The sequence below is a fragment of the Streptomyces sp. NPDC088194 genome (assembly GCF_040702025.1).
GTDB lineage: Bacteria > Actinomycetota > Actinomycetes > Streptomycetales > Streptomycetaceae > Actinacidiphila.
Genome location: NZ_JBFBIV010000045.1, coordinates 24533 through 44000 on the forward strand (window position 1 = coordinate 24533; position 19468 = coordinate 44000).

The following is a 19468-nucleotide window of genomic DNA, read 5'->3' on the forward strand; positions in this document are numbered from 1 at the left end:
CCGGCCGATGAGACGACCCTCACTCACTCCGGCGCGTCGGTCTCGTCACCCTGCTGCTGTGCGCGTTCGGCCGCCTGCGCAGCGGCACTGCCGGGCCGCTTGCGGGCCACCCAGCCCTCGATGTTGCGCTGCTGGCCGCGGGCGACGGCCAGCGAACCCGACGGCACGTCCTTGGTGATCACCGAGCCGGCCGCGGTGTAGACGCCGTCGCCGATCACCCGGGGGGCGACGAACATGTTGTCCGCGCCGGTCTTGCAGTAGCTGCCGATGACGGTGTGGTGCTTGGTCTCGCCGTCGTAGTTCACGAAGACGGTGGCGGCGCCGATGTTGGTGTGGTCGCCGATGGTCGCGTCGCCCACGTAGCTCAGGTGCGGCACCTTGGTGCCCTCGCCGATCGCGGCGTTCTTCATCTCGACGTAGGTGCCGGCCTTGGCCTTCGCGCCCAGCCGCGCGCCCGGCCGCAGGTAGGCGTACGGACCCACGGACGCCTGCTCGCCGATCTCGGCGTGGTCGGCGACGGCGTGCGAGACCCGGGCGCCCGGTCCCACCGAGGTGTCGGTGAGCGTGCACTCCGGGCCCACCTCGGCGCCCGCGGCGATGCTGGTGGCGCCGAGCAGTTGCGTGTTGGGGTGCACCAGCGCGTCGGGCTCGACGGTGACGGTGACGTCCAGCCAGGTGGTGGCGGGGTCCACGATGGTGGCGCCGGCCAGCATCGCCCGCTCCAGCAGCCGGTCGTTGAGCGCCCGGCGGGCCCGCGCGAGCTGCACCCGGTCGTTGACGCCGGCGATCTCCTGGTGGTCCGCGGCGACGTACGCGCCCACCCGGTGGCCGCCGTCGCGCAGGATCGCCAGGGTGTCGGTGAGGTACTCCTCGCCCTGCGCGTTGTCGGTGGTGAGCTTGCCCAGCGCCTCGGCGAGCAGCCGCCCGTCGTAGGCGTACACCCCGGAGTTGATCTCCTTGACCGCCCGCAGCGCGTCGCCGGCGTCCTTCTGCTCGACGATCGCGGTGACCTGGCCGTCGGAACCGCGCACGATCCGCCCGTAGCCGGTCGGGTCGGGCACCTGGGCGGTCAGGACGGTGACCGCGTTGCCCTCGGCGCGGTGCGCGGCGGTGAACGCGGCCAGCGTCTGCGTGGTCAGCAGCGGCACGTCGCCGTAGGTCACCACGACGGTGCCGTCCAGGGCCGCGCCGCGCCGGTTCAGCTCCGCCAGGCCGACGCGCACCGCGTGGCCGGTGCCGAGCTGCTCCTCCTGCACGGCCGTCAGTGCCTTCGGGTCCTGCTCGGCGAGGTGCGCGGTGACCTGCTCGCGGCCGTGTCCGACGACGACCACCAGGTGCTCGGGGTCCAGCGCGCGGGCCGCGGCGACGGCGTGGCCGATCAGCGAGCGGCCGCAGATCGGATGCAGGATCTTCGGGGTGGCCGACTTCATGCGGGTGCCCTCACCCGCGGCGAGGATGACGACGGCAGCCGGGCGGTTGGGGCTCACGCGGGAGACTCCTCGGCTTCGGGGCTTCGGGTGCTGGACAACCGCAGCTTACCGAGGGTGGGGAATCTTCTCCCGATCCGCTCCGCCGCCAGGACTCGAACCCGGACTTAAGGCACCAAAAGCCCCAGTGCTGCCAATTACACCACGGCGGATCAACTCGACCTGCGGGACCCGTCGTCGGGGTCCTTCATGCCGGACGAAACCATCATGCCGTACGACACGGGGTGGACGCGACGCCGTTGCGGGGTAAAGATCCACTCGAACGACACCCGCAAGGGAAGGCGACCCTTACCCGACTGGTCCTGTCGCCCGCCGGACGCCGCTGCAATACTTACGGAGGCGTAGGTTGTGCGGCACACGGCCCCTGCGCCGTGCAAGTGACTTTCCCATCAGCATTCCCATCAGCCCATTTCGGTCCCCTCCTCTCCTCAAGGGACGCACATGACCACACAGACGGACGTGATCACCGAGTCCCGGGAACCCGGGTCCTCAGGACAGGGATCGCCGCTGCCAAGTGCCACCCGCGGCGGCGAGAGCAAGCGATCGATCGAGCAGATCTCCCTGCTGCTCTTCATCTGCATCCCCTTCGTGGCGCTCGCCGCGGCGGTGCCGCTGGCCTGGGGACGGGGGATGAGCTGGCTGGACGTCGGCCTGATGGTCGTCATGTACTTCCTCGGCTGCCACGGCATCACCATCGGCTTCCACCGGCACTTCACCCACGGCTCGTTCAAGGCCAAGCGCCCGCTGAAGATCGCGCTCGCCATCGCCGGCTCGATGGCCGTCGAGGGCCCCATCGTGCGCTGGGTCGCCGACCACCGCCGGCACCACAAGTTCAGCGACGCCGAGGGCGACCCGCACAGCCCGTGGCGATACGGCGAGACCCTGCCCGCCCTGATGAAGGGCCTGTGGTGGGCGCACATGGGCTGGCTCTTCGACGAGGAGCAGACCCCGCAGCAGAAGTACGCGCCGGACCTGATCAAGGACCCGGCGATCCGCCGGATCTCCCGTGACTTCTGGCTGTGGACGGCGCTCTCCCTGCTGATCCCGCCGCTGGTCGGCGGCCTGGCCACGATGTCCTGGTACGGCGCCTTCACCGCGTTCTTCTGGGGGTCACTCGTCCGGGTGGCACTGCTGCACCACGTGACCTGGTCGATCAACTCGATCTGCCACGCGGTCGGCAAGCGGCCGTTCAAGTCCCGGGACCGCTCGGGCAACGTGTGGTGGCTGGCGGTGCTGTCCTGCGGCGAGTCGTGGCACAACCTCCACCACGCCGACCCCACCTCCGCCCGGCACGGCGTGCTGCGCGGCCAGGTCGACTCCAGTGCCCGCCTGATCCGCTGGTTCGAGCTCGCCGGCTGGGCCTCCGACGTCCGCTGGCCGGACGCCGCCCGGATCGCCGCCCGCCGCCAGGAGAGCAACCGGCAGGACGTCGACGAAGCGGCATGATGGGTCGGTGAGCGACGGCGAAGACGGAAGAGCCCGGCAGCCCTCCGCCCCGGCGGGCCCGAGCGCGCGGCGCGCCCGGCGGGTCCGGATGACCGGCAAGGAAAGACGCGAACAACTCCTCGACGTGGGCCGGGTGCTCTTTGCCGAGCGCGGCTACGAGGGCACGTCGGTGGAGGAGATCGCACACCAGGCGGGGGTGTCCAAACCCGTCGTCTACGAGCACTTCGGCGGCAAGGAAGGGCTCTACGCCGTCGTCGTCGACCGTGAGATGCGCCGCCTGCTCGACATGGTGACCGGCGCACTCACCGGCGGCCACCCCCGCGAACTCCTGGAGCAGGCCGCCTTCGCCCTGCTGGACTACATCGAGCAGTACACCGACGGGTTCCGGGTCCTGGTCCGGGACTCCCCCGTCGCCCAGTCCACCGGCACCTTCGCCTCCCTGATCAGCGACATCGCCACCCAGGTCGAGGACATCCTCGGCCACGAGTTCGAGCAGCGCGGCTTCGACCCCAACCTCGCCCCGCTGTACGCGCAGGCGCTGGTCGGCATGGTCGCGCTGACCGGCCAGTGGTGGCTGGACGCCCGCCGCCCGCCGAAGGCCGAGGTCGCCGCGCATCTGGTGAACCTGAGCTGGAACGGCCTGTCCGGCCTGGAGCAGCAGCCCCGGCTGATCGGCCACCGCAAGAGCTGACCTGGCGGCGGGCGCGTACGGAGCCGGTCCGGGGCCGGGCCGGAGCCCGTGCGGAACCCGTGCGGGGCCCGTCCGGGAACCCGCCCCGTACGCCGCGGGCGTGTGGTCGACTGGTGCCGTGGAAGCTGTCTGGACGAGTGCCGTGGCGGTCGCCGGCACGCTGCTGGGTTCGGTGCTCACCTACGCCTTCCAGCGCCTCGCGGCCGGCCGCAGCGAGCTGTTCGCGCGGGCCGAGGAACTCCGCAAGGAGCGCGTGGCGACGTACAGCGGGTACGCCGCCGCGGTCGAGGAGTACCGCCACGGTCAGGCCACCCGCTGGTACGTCCGGGCGGAGCGCCCCGACGGCGAGGCGTATCCGCGGGTGCGCGACGAGGCGCACCGGCTGCGGACCGCGGCCCGGCAGGCGCTGTACCGGGTGAAGTTGGTCACCGACGCACCCGACGTGGTCCTCGCCGCGGAGCGGGCCTACCGGTCCACCTGGGACCTGTCGAACGCGGCGGACCAGCGGGAGCACGACACGCGCGACGAGTCGGCCCGCCGGGCCATAGAGGAGTTCGTCTCCCGGGCGGCGCCGCTGGTGCGCTGACGGCGGCGGGCGGCGCCGGTGCTCCCGGCGCCGCCCGTGTACCTGTACGCCCCGCAGGCGCCGCGTGCCTACCAGAGGCGGCGGGCACCCGCCGAGGGGGCGATCGTGAAGTGCCGGGACTGCGGGAGCGCCGCCGCCACCGCCTGCGTGATCCGGTCCAGGTCGCCCGCTTCGAGCAGCACGATCGCCGAGCCGCCGAAGCCGCCGCCGGTCATCCGGGCGCCGAGCGCGCCCGCGGCCAGCGCGGTGTCCACCACGAGGTCGAGTTCCGGGCAGGAGACCTGGAAGTCGTCGCGCAGCGAGACGTGTCCCGCGGTCAGCACCGGGCCGATCTCGCGGACCCGGCCGGCGTCGCACAGCGCGAGTACCTCCTCGACCCGGCGGTTCTCGGTGACGACATGCCGGGTCAGCCGGCGCAGCCGGTCGTCGGGGAGCGCGGCGAGGGCGTCGGCCAGGCCGTCGAAGGCCACGTCGCGCAGCGCGGGCAGGCCGAGCGCGGCGGCGGCGGCCTCGCAGCCGGCCCGGCGCTCGCCGTAGGCGCCGTCGGAGTGCGCGTGCTTGACGCGGGTGTCGACCGCCAGCATCGCCAGCCCCGCGGCGCCCAGGTCGAGCGGCACCTGCCGCTGGGTGAGGCCGCGTACGTCGAGGTGGAGGGCGTGGCCGTCGGTGCAGCAGGCCGAGGCGGTCTGGTCCATGACGCCGACCGGCGCGCCGACGTAGGTGTTCTCCGAGGACTGGCAGAGCAGGGCGAGGTCCTGCCGGGACATGCCGTGCACGCCGTGCAGTTCGGTGAGCGCGAGGGCGGTGACGACCTGGAGCGCCGCGGAGGAGGACAGCCCGCCGCCGACCGGGACGGTGCTGTCGTAGAGCAGGTCGGCGCCGCCGATGTCGTGGCCGGCCTGCCGCAGCGACCACAGGACGGCGGCCGGGTAGCGGACCCAGCCGGGTGTGGTGCCGGGGGCGAGGTCGGCGATCGCGAGTTCGACGGTGCCGTCGTCCATGTCCGCCGAGTGCAGCCGCAGCAGCCCGTCGTCGCGCCGGGCGACGGCCGCGCGGGTGACGTGCGGCAGCGCGAACGGCATCGCCAGGCCGTCGTTGTAGTCGGTGTGCTCGCCGATCAGGTTGACCCGGCCGGGCGCCGCCCACGCGCCTTCGGGGGCGCGCCCGAAGACGTCCTTGAACGCGGCCTCGAATGCGGAGTCGTCAGTCATCGTATGTCGCCCTCCCCGAGCGATCGAGCGAAGTCCCAGGCGTCACGGACGATGCCGGCCAGGTCGGTGCGGGACGGCTGCCAGCCCAGCCGCTCGCGGGCCCGGTCCGCGGAGGCGACCAGCACCGCGGGGTCGCCGGGGCGGCGCGGCTGCGAGGTGGCCGGGATCGGGTGCCCGGTGACCTCGCGGACGGTTTCGATGACCTCGCGGACGGAGAAGCCGTTGCCGTTGCCCAGGTTGCAGATGAGGTGCTCGCCGGCCTGGGCCTTGTCGAGGGCCAGCAGGTGGGCCTCGGCGAGGTCGGCGACGTGGATGTAGTCGCGCAGGCAGGTGCCGTCGGGCGTCGGGTAGTCCTCGCCGTAGACGGCGATCGACGGGCGGCGGCCCTGGGCGACCTGGAGGACCAGCGGGATGAGGTGCGACTCGGGGTCGTGGCGCTCGCCGTGCGCGCCGTAGGCGCCGGCCACGTTGAAGTAGCGCAGCGAGACGGCGGCCAGGCCGTGGGCGGCGCACTCCCCGCTGATCATGTGGTCGACGGCCAGCTTGGTGGCGCCGTAGGGGTTGGTGGGGGCGGTCGGCGCGTCCTCGGTGATCGGCACCGTGGCGGGCTCGCCGTAGGTGGCGGCGGTGGAGGAGAAGACCAGCGTGCCCACGCCCGCGCTGCGCATGGCGGCGAGCAGTTCGAGGGTGCCGGCCACGTTGTTGCGCCAGTACTTCTCCGGGTTCGCGACGGACTCGGCGACCTGGGAGGAGGCGGCGAAGTGCAGCACCGCGTGGTAGGAGCCGTCGAGCACCTTGCCGGCGTCCTGGACCCGGCCCTCGACGAACTCGGCGCCCGCGGGCACCCCTTCGCGTACGCCGGTGGACAGGTCGTCCAGCACGGTCACCTGGTGGCCGGCCTCGACCAGATGCGCCGCCACGACGCCGCCGACGTAGCCGGCGCCGCCGGTGACCAGCAGCTTCTTACGTCCGGGGGACCCGGTGGTGTCGGTCACTTCGTGGCCACCTCTCGCAGTCGCAGCGCCGCGGCCTCCGGAGGCACGTCGTTGACGAACACGCCCATGCCGGATTCGGAACCCGCGAGGAACTTCAGCTTGCCCGATGCGCGCCGAATGGTGAAAAGCTCCAGGTGGAGGGCGAACTCCCGGCGGTCGGCCGCGGTGAAGGGCGCCTGGTGCCAGCCGGAGATGTACGGGGTCGGCGGCTGGTCGGGGCCGAAGATGCGGTCGAAGCGGCGCAGCAGCTCCAGGTAGACGTGCGGGAACTCCGCCCGGGCGTCCTCGTCGAGGCCGAGCAGGTCGGGCACCCGGCGGTTGGGGTAGAGGTGCACTTCGTACGGCCAGTGCGCCGCGTACGGGACGAACGCCGTCCAGTGCTCGCCGGCCAGCACGATCCGGCTGCCGTCGGCGCGCTCGTCGGCGAGCACGTCGTCGAAGAGGTTGCGGCCGGTGGCCGCGCGGTGCTCGGCGAGCGAGCGCAGCATCAGCGCGGTGCGCGGGGTGGTGAACGGGTACCCGTAGATCTGCCCGTGCGGGTGGCCGAGGGTGACGCCGATCTCCTTGCCCCGGTTCTCGAACGGGAAGACCTGGACGACGCCGGGCAGCTGGGACAGCTCGCGGGTGCGGTCGGTCCACGCGTCGAGCACCAGGCGGGCGGCCTGCGGGGTGAGGCTCGCGAAGGACGCGTCGTGGTCGGAGGTGAAGCAGACCACCTCGCAGCGGCCCTTGTCGCCGGTGAGCGAGGGGAAGCGGTTCTCGAAGACGACCACCTCGTAGTCCGCGGCCGGGATCTCGGTCTGCCGCCCCTCGCGCGAGGGACACAGCGGGCACTGGTCGGCCGGCGGGTGGTACGTGCGGCCCTGCCGGTGCGAGGCGACCGCCACGCTGTCGCCGAGCAGCCGGTCGAAACGCGTCTCGGTGGTGGTGGCCACCGGTTCGAGCGGGCGGGGATCGCTCACGTCGCGGACCACGGCGTCGGCTGAGTCGTAGTAGATCAGCTCACGGCCGTCCGCGAGCCGGGTCGGCGTCTTCTTCACCTACGGCACCTCACACCACGATCACTCAACACGCTTCCAACAGAACCGAACACAATGAATCACAACGCAACAGAACAGTCAATGCCGGGGGCCTACGAAGTCACATAGCTTGGTCACGATGGGGGATCGAGCCGTACGCAAGCGCGCCCGACCGCAGCGGGGCACAACCAAACAAAGCCGAACAGACCACGACGCAACGGGGCGCGGAAGCACTCCCCCGGAGCCTCGCCGGGGACACCCCACCCGGGCGAAACCCCGGGACACCCCACTCGGACGAAACCCGGGGGGACAACGGCGCGAGGGACCGCCCGAGCACGGGCGGTCCCTCGGACCGTTCGGAACCGGGCGCCCCGGGCGGTCAGGGGCGCCCCTCGCTCATCGCGTCGGCTCTCCGGCCGCCCGCTCCAGCAGCCCGGTCCGGGCCGCGAGCGCCGCAGCCTCCAGCCGGGAACCCACGCCCAGCTTCATCAGCACCCGCTGCACATGGGTGCGGGCGGTGCTCGGCGCGATCCGCATCCCGGCCGCGATCACCCGGGTGTCCTCACCCTCGGCGACCCGCACCAGCACCTCGACCTCGCGCGGGGTGAGCATGTCCAGCAGCCGGGCCCCCTCGTCGTCGGGCTGCCGGGCCGGGTTGAGCAGCTCGGCGAAGGCGCCCTGCAGCAGTTGCTGGGCCACCGCGACCTCGCCGGTCCTGGCCTTGGCCATGGCCCGCTCGACGCCCTCGATCCGCTCGTCGTGCCGGACGTACCCGGACGCGCCGGCCGCGAAGGCCGCGGCGATCCCGCGCGGGTCGGGCACCGGCCCGAGCACCACCACGGCCACCGCGGGCCGCTCACGCTTGATCCGCGCCACCGTGTCGAACGCGCCGGGCTCGGCGGGCGCGGCGGTACCGAACAGGCACACCTCGGGCGTCCTGTTGAGCACCAGTTCGGCCGCGCCCGCGGCGGGCGCCGCGGCCGCCAGCACGCGGTGCCCGCGCAGCCTCAGCGCCGAAGCCAGCGCCTCGGCGAGCAGCCGGTGGTCGTCGACCACGACGAGCCGTACACCCATCTCGGGTCTCCCCCATCCCCCTGCGGCCCGACGGCCGCCGGTACCGGTCCCCAGTCCATACCGCGACCGGACCGGTCCCAACCGCGCCTGCGGGCGGAAGCACGCGCTCGCCGCGAAAATACCCGCTTCCCGGCGCCGAGCGCGTCCCTACCGGTGGAAACGTGCCACGGTCCTACGATCGGATCGCCCGGTGCGCCCGGTGTCCCCGGAGCGCCCGGTGCGTTCCGGGCCGATGCGCGATCAGCCGTACACCACCAGGTACTTCTGCCCGGTCTCGCCCGCGTAGACGGTCTTGGAGGCCAGGTAGAGGACGTTGTCGTGCCACACCATGTAGCGCTCGTCCCCGAAGGAGTCCAGCTTGTTGTACGCGTCGGACCCGAGCGTCGCGTAGGTGGTCATCGTGCCGTCGCCCGGATCGAGGGTGACGAGCTTGCCCGGCTTGTCGTACGACGGCGCCTCGTACCCGAGCACCTTGCCGTCCTGGAAGCCGATGCCGGTGATGTCGTAGTTGTCGGCCGGCTTGGCGACCCACTTCTGCTTGCCGTCCGAGAGGTTGAAGGCCACGATGCCGCTGAGCACCTTGCCCTCGCCCGCGGTGTCGCCGGCCAGCGTCAGGTAGACGGTGTCCTTGTCCACCAGCACGTCGTGCACGGACTGCACCTCGATGCCGTCGTCATCGATCCGGTACTTCTTGGTGCCCAGCGACACCCGCGACTGCAACCGGCCGTCGACCAGCGACGCCACGTCGGTGTAGATCGTGTCCTGGGTGCCGAGCAGCACCACCACCGGGTCGGTGGAGACGACCGCCGTCACCCGCAGGCCCTCCGGCGCGGCCCAGGTCCACTTCGCGGCACCGGCCTTGGCGGGATCGACCACCTGCACCTTGTAGGAGGTGTCGTAGCCGCAGTCGAGGACGGCCACGAACTGCGCGCCGCCGGCGTACCCGTCGTCCCTGCAGTTGTCGCCGCTGTCGCCGTCGCCGGACTGCCACAACGTCTTCTGCGCGCTGAGCTGGTAGCCGGCCGAGCCCTCGCCCCAGGTGATGCCGACCGAGTCCCCGCTGACCGCCATCTCGGCGTCGCGGTAGCTCGGCGAGCTGTCGCCGCCGGGGAGTTGCGCGGTCCACAGCATCTTGCCCGAGGCCAGGTCGATCGCCATGATCTTGCCGCAGTCGGCGCCGTACTGGATCGCGGTCATGTCGTGGTAGGCGTCGCGCGCCGCGGTGCAGTCCGAGCCGGCGGCCGCCGGGATCGCCCACGCCTGCGCGCCGGTGCCGATGTCGTACCCGACCACCTGGTTGATCTGGTTCTTCACCACGTACTTGTCGGTGAACCAGACGCCCAGCTCGTCCTTCAGGTTGTCCTTCTCCGCGACGGTGTCGGCGTCCTTGTCCCACTTGAAGTCCAGCTGGGACTTGTGCGCGGCGGTGCTCGGACCGCCGCTGGTGCCACCGGAGTTGGCCTGCGGCTTCGGATCGTCCTTGCCGCCGCCCTTGGTCGCGAAGTACACGCCGCCGCCGATCACCAGCACCGCGGCCACCACGGCCGCCACGATGATCACCAGCTTGTTCTTCGACCCGCCGCCACCGGGTATGCCCGGCTGCCCGTAGGGCGGTTGACCGCCGTAGGGGGGCTGCTGGCCGTACTGCGGGGCGGGCGCCTGCTGCGGGTAGCCGTAGGGTCCGGCGGGCGGCGGCGTCTGGCCGTACTGCTGCTGGCCGTATCCGGGCTGCGCGTAGCCCTGCCCGGGTTGCGGCGGCTGCGGGCCGGGGTAGCCGTAGCCGGGCGCGGGTGCCGGCGGGGGCTGCTGCGGCGGCTGTCGGGGTTGCTGGGGCTGCGGCGGCGGTGGGGGCTGCTGCTGGGGGAACGCGGGCTGGGTCGGCGCCGCGTACGGGTTCTGGCCCGGGGGCGGCGGAGAGGCGTACGGGTTGTCCGGCTGCGAAGGGGGCGGCGGCACAGCTCCGCCGGTGCCGCCGTACGGGGGCGGGTTTCCGGGGGGCGGGGGCGGCTGCGACATCAGCTGGTCCTTCTTCGGGCCGGGCGAATGGAGTTCGGGCGAGCGGAGACTCTTTCTATCACCCGCCCCACTTGACTCCCCGGGCCGCCGCTGTTCCGTTACCGGCCCGCTACACGTCCCCCACCAGCGCGCCCGCCGGCGCCCCCGGCACGCTGCCGCCGGGCCCCGCTACGCGTCCTCGGCCAGCTCCAGCCAGCGCGTCTCCAGGTCCTCGCGCTCCTCGCGCAGCGCGCGCAACTCCGCGTCGAGAGCGGCGACTTTCTCGAAGTCGGTGGCGTGCTCGGCGATCCTGGCGTGCAGTTCGCCCTCGCGCTCGCCGACCTTGTCCAACCGCCGCTCCACGCGCTGGAGTTCCTTCTTCGCGGCACGCGTGTCGCGGGCTCCGGCGCCGCCCGGGCCGGAGTTCGCGCCGGCGCCGTCGGCGGTCCGCTGGGCCGACTTCGCCGCCTTCGCCGGCTTCTGGGCGGCGGCGGGCGGCGCGGTGGCGGCGACGAGCGCGTGCCTGCGCTCCAGGTACTCGTCCACGCCGCGCGGCAGCATCCGCAGGGTCCGGTCGCCGAGCAGCGCGAACACCCGGTCGGTGGTGCGCTCCAGGAAGTAGCGGTCGTGGCTGATCACCAGCATCGAGCCGGGCCAGCCGTCGAGCAGGTCCTCCAGCTGGGTCAGCGTCTCGATGTCGAGGTCGTTGGTCGGCTCGTCGAGGAAGAGGACGTTGGGCTCGTCCATCAGCAGCCGCAGGATCTGCAGCCTGCGGCGCTCACCGCCGGACAGGTCGCCGACCGGTGTCCACTGCTTCTCCTTGCCGAAGCCGAACTTCTCGCAGAGCTGGCCCGCGGTCAGCTCCCGGCCCTTGCCGAGGTCGACCCGCTGCCGTACCGACTCCACCGCTTCCAGCACCCGCTGCGTGGGGGCGAGTTCGGCCACCTCCTGGGAGAGGTAGGCGAGTTTGACGGTCCGGCCCACCACGACCCGGCCGTGCGCGGGCTGCCGCTCCCCGTCGCTTGCGGCCGCCTCGCCCAGGGCCCGCAGCAGCGACGTCTTGCCGGCGCCGTTCACCCCGACCAGGCCGATCCGGTCGCCCGGGCCGAGCTGCCAGGTGATGTGCTCCAGCAGCGTCTTGGGGCCCGCGGTGACCGTCACGTCCTCCAGCTCGAACACGGTCTTGCCGAGCCGGGAGTTCGCGAACTTCATCAGCTCGGCGCTGTCGCGCGGCGGCGGGACGTCCTCGATCAGGGCGTTGGCCGCCTCGATCCGGAACCGCGGCTTGGAGGTGCGGGCCGGGGCGCCGCGGCGCAGCCACGCCAGCTCCTTGCGCATCAGGTTCTGCCGCTTGGCCTCCTCGGTGGCGGCGATCCGCTCCCGCTCGGCGCGCGCGAACACGTAGTCGCTGTAGCCGCCTTCGTACTCGTAGACGGTGCCGCGCTGCACGTCCCACATCCGCGTGCAGACCTGGTCCAGGAACCAGCGGTCGTGGGTGACGCAGACCAACGCGGCGCGGCGCGCGCGCAGATGGCCGGCCAGCCACGAGATGCCTTCCACGTCCAGGTGGTTGGTGGGCTCGTCGAGCACGATCAGGTCCTGCTCGCCGATCAGCAGCTTCGCCAGCGCGATACGGCGCCGCTCGCCGCCGGACAGCGGGCCGATCACGGTGTCCAGGCCGCGGTCGAAGCCGGGCAGGTCCAGCGCCCCGAACAGCCCGGTCAGCACGTCCCTGATCCGCGCGTCCCCGGCCCAGTCGTGGTCCGGGCGGTCCCCGACGATCTCCTGCCGGACGGTCGCGGCCGGGTCCAGCGAGTCGCCCTGCGTCAGCACGCCCAGCCGCAGGCCGCCCTGCTGCGTCACGCGCCCCGCGTCCGGGTCCTCCAGCCGGGCCAGCATCCGCACCAGCGTGGTCTTCCCGTCGCCGTTCCGCCCGACCACCCCGATCCGGTCCCCCTCGGACACCCCGAGCGACACCCCTTCGAGCAGCATGCGCGTCCCGTAGGTCTTGCTGACGCTTTCGACATTGACGAGGTTGACGGCCACGGACGGCTCTCTCTTGGGGGACGGGGGTTGTCGTGGGGGACGGGTTCAAGGGTAAACGGGGCGGGGTGGCCGCTGGCGGCGGGGAGCGGAGGAAGCTGGGACGCCGGTGGGGCGGCGAGGTGAGGCGGCGGGCCGGGAGAGCGTCCGCGCCGCGGTGGTGTGCGGGCGGGGCGGGCCCCCGGGAGGGGTGGCGGGTGAGGTGACGGGTGAGGTGACGGGCGGGGTGGCAGGCAGGTGGCGGGGGGCGTGAGGACGGTTACGGGAGGGGCTACCGGTCGGCTTGCGGGAGGACGGTGGCTCCGGCGGCGGGTGCGACCGCGACCCTCGCGGAACCGCCGAGCACGGCCGCGATCTTGGCGGCGCCCTCCTCCTCGGCGGCGAGGAAGGCGACGGTCGGCCCGGACCCGGAGACGATCCCGGCCAGCGCCCCCGCCCCGAGCCCCGCGGCAACGGTGTCGGCCAGGCCGGGACGCAGGGACAGCGCCGCTTCCTGGAGGTCGTTCACCAGCACCCGGGACAGCGCGTGGGCGTCCCCGTCCGCCAGCGCGGCCACCAGCGCCGGGTCGGCCGCGGGCTCGGCCACCTCGCCCGCCAGGTCGCCCGCCCCGCTCTCCCGGCGGAGCCGGTCGCACTCGCGGTACACCTCGGGCGTGGACAGCCCGCCGTCGGCCAGCGCGAACACCCAGTGGAACGCACCGCTGACCTCCAGCGCGGTGAGCCGCTCCCCGCGCCCCACCCCGAGCGCGGCCCCGCCGAGCAGCGGGAACGGCACATCGCTGCCCAGCTCCCCGGCGATCCGCAGCAGTTCCGCCATCGGCGTGCGCAGTCCCCACAGCGCGTCGCACGCGAGCAGCGCACCCGCACCGTCGGCGCTGCCGCCCGCCATCCCCCCGGCCACCGGGATGTCCTTGGCGATGTGCAGGTGGACGCCGGGCTCGATGCCATGGTGCTCGGCGAGCGCGACCGCGGCCCGCGCGGCCAGGTTCGTACGGTCCAGCGGGATGCCGGCGACATCCCGCCCCTCCGCGGTGATCGTCAGCTCATCCGCGGACCTGGCCGTCACACGGTCGTACAACCCCACCGCGAGGAACACGTTCGCCAGGTCATGGAACCCGTCCGGCCGCCGCCCGCCGACAGCGAGCTGCACATTGACCTTGGCGGGCACACGTACGGTCACGGCGGTCACGATCAGATTCTCCTCGGTTCGTACGACGTTCGTCTCTGCGTTCTTCCGGTTCGCCCGCCCGCCCCGCGGCCGGTGGGATCGTCACACCGGCCGGTGCTCGGCGATCGCCGCGAACTCCTCCACCGTCAGCGCCTCGCCCCGCGCCTGCGGCGACACCCCCGCGGCGACCAGCGCCGCCTCGGCGGCCGCCGCCGACCCGGCCCACCCGGCCAGCGCGGCCCGCAGCGTCTTGCGGCGCTGGGCGAACGCCGCGTCGACGGCCGCGAACACCTCGGCCCGGGTCGCCGTGGTCTTCGGCGGGTCGCGCCGCACCAGCGACACCAGGCCGGAGTCGACGTTCGGCGCGGGCCAGAAGACGTTGCGCCCGATCGAGCCCGCACGCCGCACCTGCGCGTACCAGTTCGCCTTCACCGACGGCACCCCGTACACCTTGTTGCCGGGCGCCGCGGCCAGCCGGTCGGCCACCTCGGCCTGCACCATCACCAGGGTCCGCTCGATGGTCGGGAAGGTCGCGAGCATGTGCAGCAGCACCGGCACGGCCACGTTGTAGGGGAGGTTCGCGACGAGCGCGGTCGGCGCCGGGCCGGGCAGCGCGGTCACCGCCATCGCGTCGCTGTGCACCAGCGCGAACCGGTCGGCCCGCTCCGGCAGCCGCGCGGCCACGGTCGCGGGCAGGGCCGCGGCGAGCACGTCGTCGATCTCGATCGCGGTGACCCGGTCCGCGGTCTCCAGCAGCGCCAGCGTCAGCGACCCGAGCCCCGGCCCGACCTCGGCCACCACGTCGTCCGGCCCGACCTCCGCGGTGCGCACGATCCGCCGTACGGTGTTCGCGTCGATCACGAAGTTCTGGCCGCGCTGCTTGGTCGGCCGCACCCCCAGCGCGGCGGCCAGCGCGCGCACGTCGGCCGGTCCGAGCAGGGCGCCGGGCGCGTCGGGGTCTGTCGTACTCACACCCGCAAGGCTATCCGCCGCCCGCACCGGCTCCTACCAGCCGCCGGTCAGTACCCGAAGACCCGCGCCGTGTTCCGCGCCACCGCCGCCGCCAGGGTGTCCTCGTCCTCGCCCCTGGCCGCGGCCATCGCCCGCAGCGTCACCGGGATCAGGTAGGGCGCGTTGGGCCGCCCCCGGTGCGGCACCGGGGTGAGGAAGGGCGCGTCCGTCTCCACCAGCAGCCGGTCCAGCGGCGCGGCCGCCACCGCGTCCCGCAGGTTCTGCGCCGACTTGTAGCTGACGTTCCCGGCGAAGGACAGGTAGTAGCCGCGCTCGGCGCACAGCTTCGCCATGGCCGCGTCCCCGGAGAAGCAGTGGAAGAGCACGGTGTCGGGCGCGCCCTCCTCCAGCAGGATGCGCAGCACGTCCTCGTGCGCGTCCCGGTCGTGGATGACCAGCGCCTTGCGGTGCCGCTTGGCGATCGCGATGTGCCGCCGGAAGGAGTGCGCCTGGGCCTGCGCGCCGCCCGGCCCGGTGCGGAAGTAGTCGAGGCCGGTCTCCCCCACGCCCCGCACCTGCGGCAGCGCGGCCAGCGCGTCGATCTCGTCGATCGCCGCCTCCAGCGCGGCCATCCCGCCCGGTTCCCGGTCGCCCTGGCGTGACCAGTGGTCGGGGTCGCCGTGCACGATCCTGGGCGCCTCGTTGGGGTGCAGCGCCACCGCCGCCCAGATCGCGTCGTACTCCGCCGCGGTCCGCGCCGCCCAGCGCGAGCCCTCCAGGTCGCAGCCGACCTGGATGAGGGTGTGCACCCCGACCGCCGCTGCCGCCGCCAGCGCCTCCTCGACCGTGCCGGACTGCATGTCCAGGTGGGTGTGCGAGTCGGCGACCGGGACGCGCAACGGCTGCGGGGCGGGTGCGGGCTCGGCGCTCTTCTTCGTCGGCTTCGTCGGCATGGGTCCGATCCTAGGGATCGGCGCGACCGGGCCCGTCACGCGGCCGGCGGTCCCCCGCGGGGCCCGTCACCTGCCCGGTGGACCCGGGCGGGGTCCACCGGGTCCCGTCAGACCGCGGGTCCTGCGGGTGTGCCGGGCCCGCCGTGCCTGCGCAGCAGCCCGAGCACCGACCAGTGGTGCGCGTGCGGCTCGGCGTGCGGCGGCCGCGGCGCGTGCCACCGCGACACCACCTCGTCGACCTGCCCGGAGCGCATGATGCGCACCAGGTGGCCGCCGCAGTTCCCGCAGTTGGGACGGGTCAGCGGCGAGGGGACCGCGGTGCCGTCGGCCAGGTACGTGACATAGGGGCGACCCGAGGTGTCGACACGGTGCTCTATCTCGTACGCCTGCTCCCAGCCGTGCCCGCAGTTCATGCACGCGAAGGAGTAGGCCTCCCTGACGTTGTACGCGGAAGCACCGGGTGGCACCGGGTGTCCCGCACTCGTGCTCGCCCCCGTCGCCGTACGTCCGCTTCCGACGGTGTCGCTCATGGCAGCTCCTGCGGCCCTACGGACGCCTTGTCCGACCGGGACTTCCCACCACCAGCGAACGCCCCGCCCGCCCCTCCCGCAGCACACCAGGGAGAGACTTGGGCCAGATTTGGGGCGTATGTGGGAGATCGGCGATATTGCTTTGCCCTGCACCACGTTTATGTCCGTCCTCCCGGGCCGGCCGAAGTTCGCGCCGGTCACGGCCGGAAGCGGGGGAACGGGGGGCGACGGCGAGAGACGGAGGCGACGGCGCGGCACGGCAAGCGACGGCGGGATACGGCGGGGGGCTTCCGGCTGCCTCACGCTTTCCGGGTGGTCCTCACGCCTTCCCGTGCTTCGCCGCCACTACCGCGTCGAACACGTCCCGCTTCGGCACCCCCGCCTCCACCGCGACCGCCGCGATCGCCTCCTTGCGCCGCTCCCCCGCCTCCTCCCGTACCGCCACCCGCCGGGCCAGCTCCTCCGGTGCCACGTCCCCCGCCACCGGCGCCGGGGCGCCCTCGACCACCACGGTGATCTCGCCCCTCACCCGTTCGGCGGCCCAGCGCGCCAGCTCCTCCAGCGGGCCGCGCCGCACCTCCTCGTACGTCTTGGTCAGCTCCCGGCACACCGCCGCCCGCCGCTCGGCGCCGAACACCTCCGCCATGGCGGCCAGGGTGTCGTCGATACGGTGCGGCGCCTCGAAGTACACGAGCGTGCGGCGGTCGGCCGCGACCTCCCTGAGCCGGGCCAGCCGCTCCCCCGGCTTGCGCGGCAGGAACCCCTCGAAGCAGAACCGGTCCACCGGCAGGCCCGACACCGCCAGCGCGGTCAGCACCGCCGACGGCCCCGGCACCGCCGTCACCCGCACCCCGCGCTCCACCGCGGCGGCCACCAGCCGGTAGCCCGGGTCGGACACCGACGGCATGCCCGCGTCCGTCACCAGCACCACCCGGGCGCCGCCCTGCAGCGCGTCGGCGAGTTCCCCGGTGCGGGCGGCCTCGTTCCCCTCGAAGTACGACACCACGCGCCCGGCCGGCTCCACGCCCAGCGCCTGCGTCAGCCGGCGCAGCCGCCTGGTGTCCTCGGCGGCCACCACGTCGGCCGCGGCCAGCTCGGCGGCCAGCCGCGGCGGCGCGTCCGCGACGTCCCCGATCGGCGTGCCCGCCAGCACGAGCAGGCCCTCGCCGGCGGGTACCGTCCGCACCGCGGAAGGGTCGTATCCGATGGGCGCGGGCGCGGTGCCGTTCGTCGTGACGTTCGCGGTGCCGTCACCGGTTTCGTCGGGCCCGGCGTCGTGGGGCTGGGTGTCGTGGGGCTGGGTGTCGAGCGCGTCGCGGCCCGTGCCGTCGGCGACCGTGCCGTCGGCCACGCTCCGCTCCGCTTGCCGGGCCGCCTGCTGGGACGTGTGCCGGGCCGTGCGGTCGGACGGATCTTCGGATGAGCTGGTCACGGCTTGAGTCTAGGCGCGGCCCAGGGGCCGGCTCCGCGCTCGGATTACCGGACAAAGCCGCCCCGGGTGCGGACAGCTCATCGCAATCTCAGACGCTTTCCCTACGATGGGCCGGTGACGAGTGAGACCGTGGCGCAGGACCGTGCCCCAGAGGGCGTCCGGGCACAGGCGGAGCCGAGCGCGTGGGCGCGGCGGCTGCGCGGTTTCGGGCACGTCGAACCGCCCCGGACCGACACCCGCGAGCGCCTGGTCCCGCCGTTTCCCGAACCCGGCACCAGGATCTGGCAGATGCTCGGCCTCGGCCCGCGCCTCGCCCACCTGGCCGCGAAGTGGTCCGGCTGGCTCGGCCCGATCATGGTCGCCGTCCTCGCGGGCGGCCTGCGCTTCTGGCGCCTGGGCAGCCCGCGCGATGTCGTCTTCGACGAGACGTACTACGCCAAGGACGCCTGGTCGATGATCAAGTACGGCTACGAGGGCACGTGGCCGGACGGCAAGGTCTCCAACCCGGAGATCCTCGCGCACCCGCAGGTCATCCCGCTGTCCAAGGTCGGCAGCTACGTCGTGCACCCGCCCACCGGCAAGTGGATCATCGGGTTCGGCGAGTGGATCTTCGGGCTGAACCCCTTCGGCTGGCGCTTCATGATGGCCGTGCTCGGCACCCTGGCGGTGCTCATGCTCTGCCGGATCGGCCGCCGGCTGTTCCGCTCCACCGCGCTCGGCTGCATCGCGGGCACCTTGATGGCCGTGGACGGCCTCGAGTTCGTGATGAGCCGGATCGCGCTGCTCGACCTCGTCATCATGTTCTTCGCACTGGCCGCGTTCGGCTGCCTGCTGGTCGACCGCGACTGGGCCAGAGGCCGCCTCGCGGCCGCCCTGCCGGTCGGTGAGGACGGTTTCGCCGGGCCCGACGACGCCACCGCCTCCCGCCAGGGCATGGGCTGGCGCCCCTGGCGTATCGCCGCCGCCGTCCTCCTGGGCCTCGCCGCTTCCAGCAAGTGGAACGGCATGTACTTCCTGGCCTTCTTCATGATCCTGACGGTGCTGTGGGACGTCGGCTCGCGGCGCGTCGCCGGCTCCCGCAGCCCGTACCTGGCCGTCCTGCGCAAGGATCTCGGCTGGTCGGTGCTGACGATGCTGCCGGTCGCCGTGGTGACCTACCTGATCACCTGGACCGGCTGGTTCATGTCCAGCGACGCCTACGACCGGCACTGGGCGGACGGCCGCGGCGGCTTCTGGTCCTTCATCCCGGCGCCCCTTCGCAGCCTGTGGCACTACGAACACGACGTCTACAAGTTCAACGTCGGCCTGCACACCTACCACCCGTACGAGTCCAACCCCTGGAGCTGGCTGGTCCTCGGGCGGCCGGTCTCGTACTACTTCGAGTCGCCCAAGTACGGGCAGGACGGCTGCACCGCCTCCGAGGGCTGCGCCCGCGAGATCCTCGCCCTGGGCACCCCGCTGCTGTGGTGGTCGGCCTGCTTCGCCCTGGTCTACCTGCTCTACCGGTGGATCGCCCGGCGCGACTGGCGGGCGGGCGCCATCCTCTGCGCGGCCGGCGCCGGCCTGCTCCCCTGGTTCCACTACCAGGACCGCACGATCTTCTACTTCTACGCGGTCGCCTTCGTGCCCTACCTGTGCCTGGCCGTCACCATGATGATCGGCGCCTTCCTCGGTCCACGCGGGGCCACCGAGAGCAGACGTATGTGGGGCGCGGTGGGCGCGGGCACCCTGGTGCTGCTCATCATCTGGAACTTCATCTACTTCTTCCCGATCTACACGGGCATGACGATCCCGTACCACTCCTGGCAGGCCCGGATGTGGCTGGACTCGTGGATCTGACCGGAGCCCGGTACGCGGATGCCCTCAGGTCCTGAAGACCTCAGCAGG

At 73.1% G+C, this 19468-nt stretch carries 16 protein-coding genes and 1 tRNA gene; 4 read left to right on the plus strand and 13 right to left on the minus strand.

The features are described 5' to 3' along the window. Positions 1 to 23 precede the first annotated feature (23 nt). Both glmU and AB0399_RS23970 read right to left on the minus strand, forming a co-directional pair. Positions 24 to 1487, minus strand: coding sequence for a bifunctional UDP-N-acetylglucosamine diphosphorylase/glucosamine-1-phosphate N-acetyltransferase GlmU (gene glmU, locus AB0399_RS23965; protein WP_329368556.1), 1464 nt, complete (start codon positions 1485 to 1487; stop codon positions 24 to 26). 80 nt (positions 1488 to 1567) lie between these two features. After that, positions 1568 to 1639: transfer RNA gene (locus tag AB0399_RS23970), tRNA-Gln, on the minus strand. 289 nt (positions 1640 to 1928) lie between these two features. Between AB0399_RS23970 and AB0399_RS23975 the strand changes: the two genes are divergently transcribed. From AB0399_RS23975 to AB0399_RS23985, 3 genes are all read left to right on the plus strand, one after another. Continuing rightward, positions 1929 to 2933, plus strand: a complete 1005-nt coding sequence (locus AB0399_RS23975) for a fatty acid desaturase (RefSeq protein WP_329368554.1) — start codon at positions 1929 to 1931, stop codon at positions 2931 to 2933. An 88-nt stretch (positions 2934 to 3021) separates the two neighbouring features. After that, positions 3022 to 3624 (plus strand): TetR/AcrR family transcriptional regulator, encoded by a 603-nt coding sequence (locus AB0399_RS23980; protein WP_329374237.1) that lies wholly within the window; start codon positions 3022 to 3024, stop codon positions 3622 to 3624. Between the two features lie 118 nt (positions 3625 to 3742). Next, entirely contained in the window at positions 3743 to 4210 is a 468-nt protein-coding gene (locus AB0399_RS23985) for a hypothetical protein (RefSeq protein ID WP_329368552.1), read from the plus strand. Positions 4211 to 4278: 68 nt separating this feature from the next. On the opposite strand, the gene galK is transcribed toward AB0399_RS23985, so the two are convergent. The 11 genes from galK to rsmI all read right to left on the minus strand — a co-directional run bounded on the left by galK (position 4279) and on the right by rsmI (position 17335). Beyond that, positions 4279 to 5421, minus strand: coding sequence for a galactokinase (gene galK, locus AB0399_RS23990; protein WP_329368550.1), 1143 nt, complete (start codon positions 5419 to 5421; stop codon positions 4279 to 4281). Continuing rightward, positions 5418 to 6416 (minus strand): UDP-glucose 4-epimerase GalE, encoded by a 999-nt coding sequence (galE, locus tag AB0399_RS23995; protein WP_329368549.1) that lies wholly within the window; start codon positions 6414 to 6416, stop codon positions 5418 to 5420. The genes galK and galE overlap by 4 nt, the downstream gene beginning before the upstream one ends. Beyond that, a complete protein-coding gene (gene galT / locus AB0399_RS24000) occupies positions 6413 to 7456 on the minus strand; it encodes a galactose-1-phosphate uridylyltransferase (RefSeq protein WP_366412741.1) in 1044 nt (347 codons plus the stop codon). Before galT ends, galE begins: the two co-directional genes overlap by 4 nt. Positions 7457 to 7831: 375 nt before the next feature. Continuing rightward, positions 7832 to 8509 (minus strand): LuxR C-terminal-related transcriptional regulator, encoded by a 678-nt coding sequence (locus tag AB0399_RS24005; RefSeq protein ID WP_328464882.1) that lies wholly within the window; start codon positions 8507 to 8509, stop codon positions 7832 to 7834. A gap of 240 nt (positions 8510 to 8749) precedes the next feature. Then, on the minus strand, positions 8750 to 10525 hold the full coding sequence (locus AB0399_RS24010; RefSeq protein ID WP_366412742.1) for a PQQ-binding-like beta-propeller repeat protein: 1776 nt from the start codon (positions 10523 to 10525) through the stop codon (positions 8750 to 8752). 168 nt (positions 10526 to 10693) lie between these two features. Further along, positions 10694 to 12550: an ABC-F family ATP-binding cassette domain-containing protein gene (locus AB0399_RS24015; protein WP_366412743.1), complete on the minus strand. Its 1857-nt coding sequence runs from the start codon at positions 12548 to 12550 to the stop codon at positions 10694 to 10696. Between the two features lie 268 nt (positions 12551 to 12818). Beyond that, positions 12819 to 13739 carry a 4-(cytidine 5'-diphospho)-2-C-methyl-D-erythritol kinase gene (locus AB0399_RS24020; RefSeq protein ID WP_366412756.1) on the minus strand — a complete coding sequence of 307 codons (921 nt, stop codon included), beginning with the start codon at positions 13737 to 13739 and terminating at the stop codon, positions 12819 to 12821. 78 nt (positions 13740 to 13817) lie between these two features. Beyond that, positions 13818 to 14687, minus strand: a complete 870-nt coding sequence (rsmA, locus tag AB0399_RS24025; protein ID WP_329368542.1) for a 16S rRNA (adenine(1518)-N(6)/adenine(1519)-N(6))-dimethyltransferase RsmA — start codon at positions 14685 to 14687, stop codon at positions 13818 to 13820. A gap of 47 nt (positions 14688 to 14734) precedes the next feature. Next, positions 14735 to 15619, minus strand: a complete 885-nt coding sequence (locus AB0399_RS24030; protein ID WP_366412744.1) for a TatD family hydrolase — start codon at positions 15617 to 15619, stop codon at positions 14735 to 14737. 107 nt (positions 15620 to 15726) lie between these two features. Then, a complete protein-coding gene (locus AB0399_RS24035) occupies positions 15727 to 16149 on the minus strand; it encodes a hypothetical protein (protein ID WP_329368538.1) in 423 nt (140 codons plus the stop codon). 319 nt (positions 16150 to 16468) lie between these two features. Continuing rightward, complete coding sequence (gene rsmI / locus AB0399_RS24040; RefSeq protein ID WP_328474155.1) at positions 16469 to 17335, minus strand: 16S rRNA (cytidine(1402)-2'-O)-methyltransferase; 867 nt, start codon at positions 17333 to 17335, stop codon at positions 16469 to 16471. Positions 17336 to 17695: 360 nt separating this feature from the next. On the opposite strand from rsmI, the gene AB0399_RS24045 reads away from it, so the two are divergent. After that, positions 17696 to 19420 carry a phospholipid carrier-dependent glycosyltransferase gene (locus tag AB0399_RS24045; RefSeq protein ID WP_329368536.1) on the plus strand — a complete coding sequence of 575 codons (1725 nt, stop codon included), beginning with the start codon at positions 17696 to 17698 and terminating at the stop codon, positions 19418 to 19420. Positions 19421 to 19468: the final 48 nt, after the last annotated feature.

Coding starts and splice junctions, on each gene's coding strand:
- AB0399_RS23975 (WP_329368554.1), top strand. CDS start 1,929: ATGACCACACAGACGGACGTGATCACCGAGTCCCGGGAACCCGGGTCC.
- AB0399_RS23980 (WP_329374237.1), top strand. CDS start 3,022: ATGACCGGCAAGGAAAGACGCGAACAACTCCTCGACGTGGGCCGGGTG.
- galK (WP_329368550.1), bottom strand. CDS start 5,421: ATGACTGACGACTCCGCATTCGAGGCCGCGTTCAAGGACGTCTTCGGG.
- AB0399_RS24005 (WP_328464882.1), bottom strand. CDS start 8,509: ATGGGTGTACGGCTCGTCGTGGTCGACGACCACCGGCTGCTCGCCGAG.
- AB0399_RS24010 (WP_366412742.1), bottom strand. CDS start 10,525: ATGTCGCAGCCGCCCCCGCCCCCCGGAAACCCGCCCCCGTACGGCGGC.
- AB0399_RS24030 (WP_366412744.1), bottom strand. CDS start 15,619: ATGCCGACGAAGCCGACGAAGAAGAGCGCCGAGCCCGCACCCGCCCCG.
- AB0399_RS24035 (WP_329368538.1), bottom strand. CDS start 16,149: ATGAGCGACACCGTCGGAAGCGGACGTACGGCGACGGGGGCGAGCACG.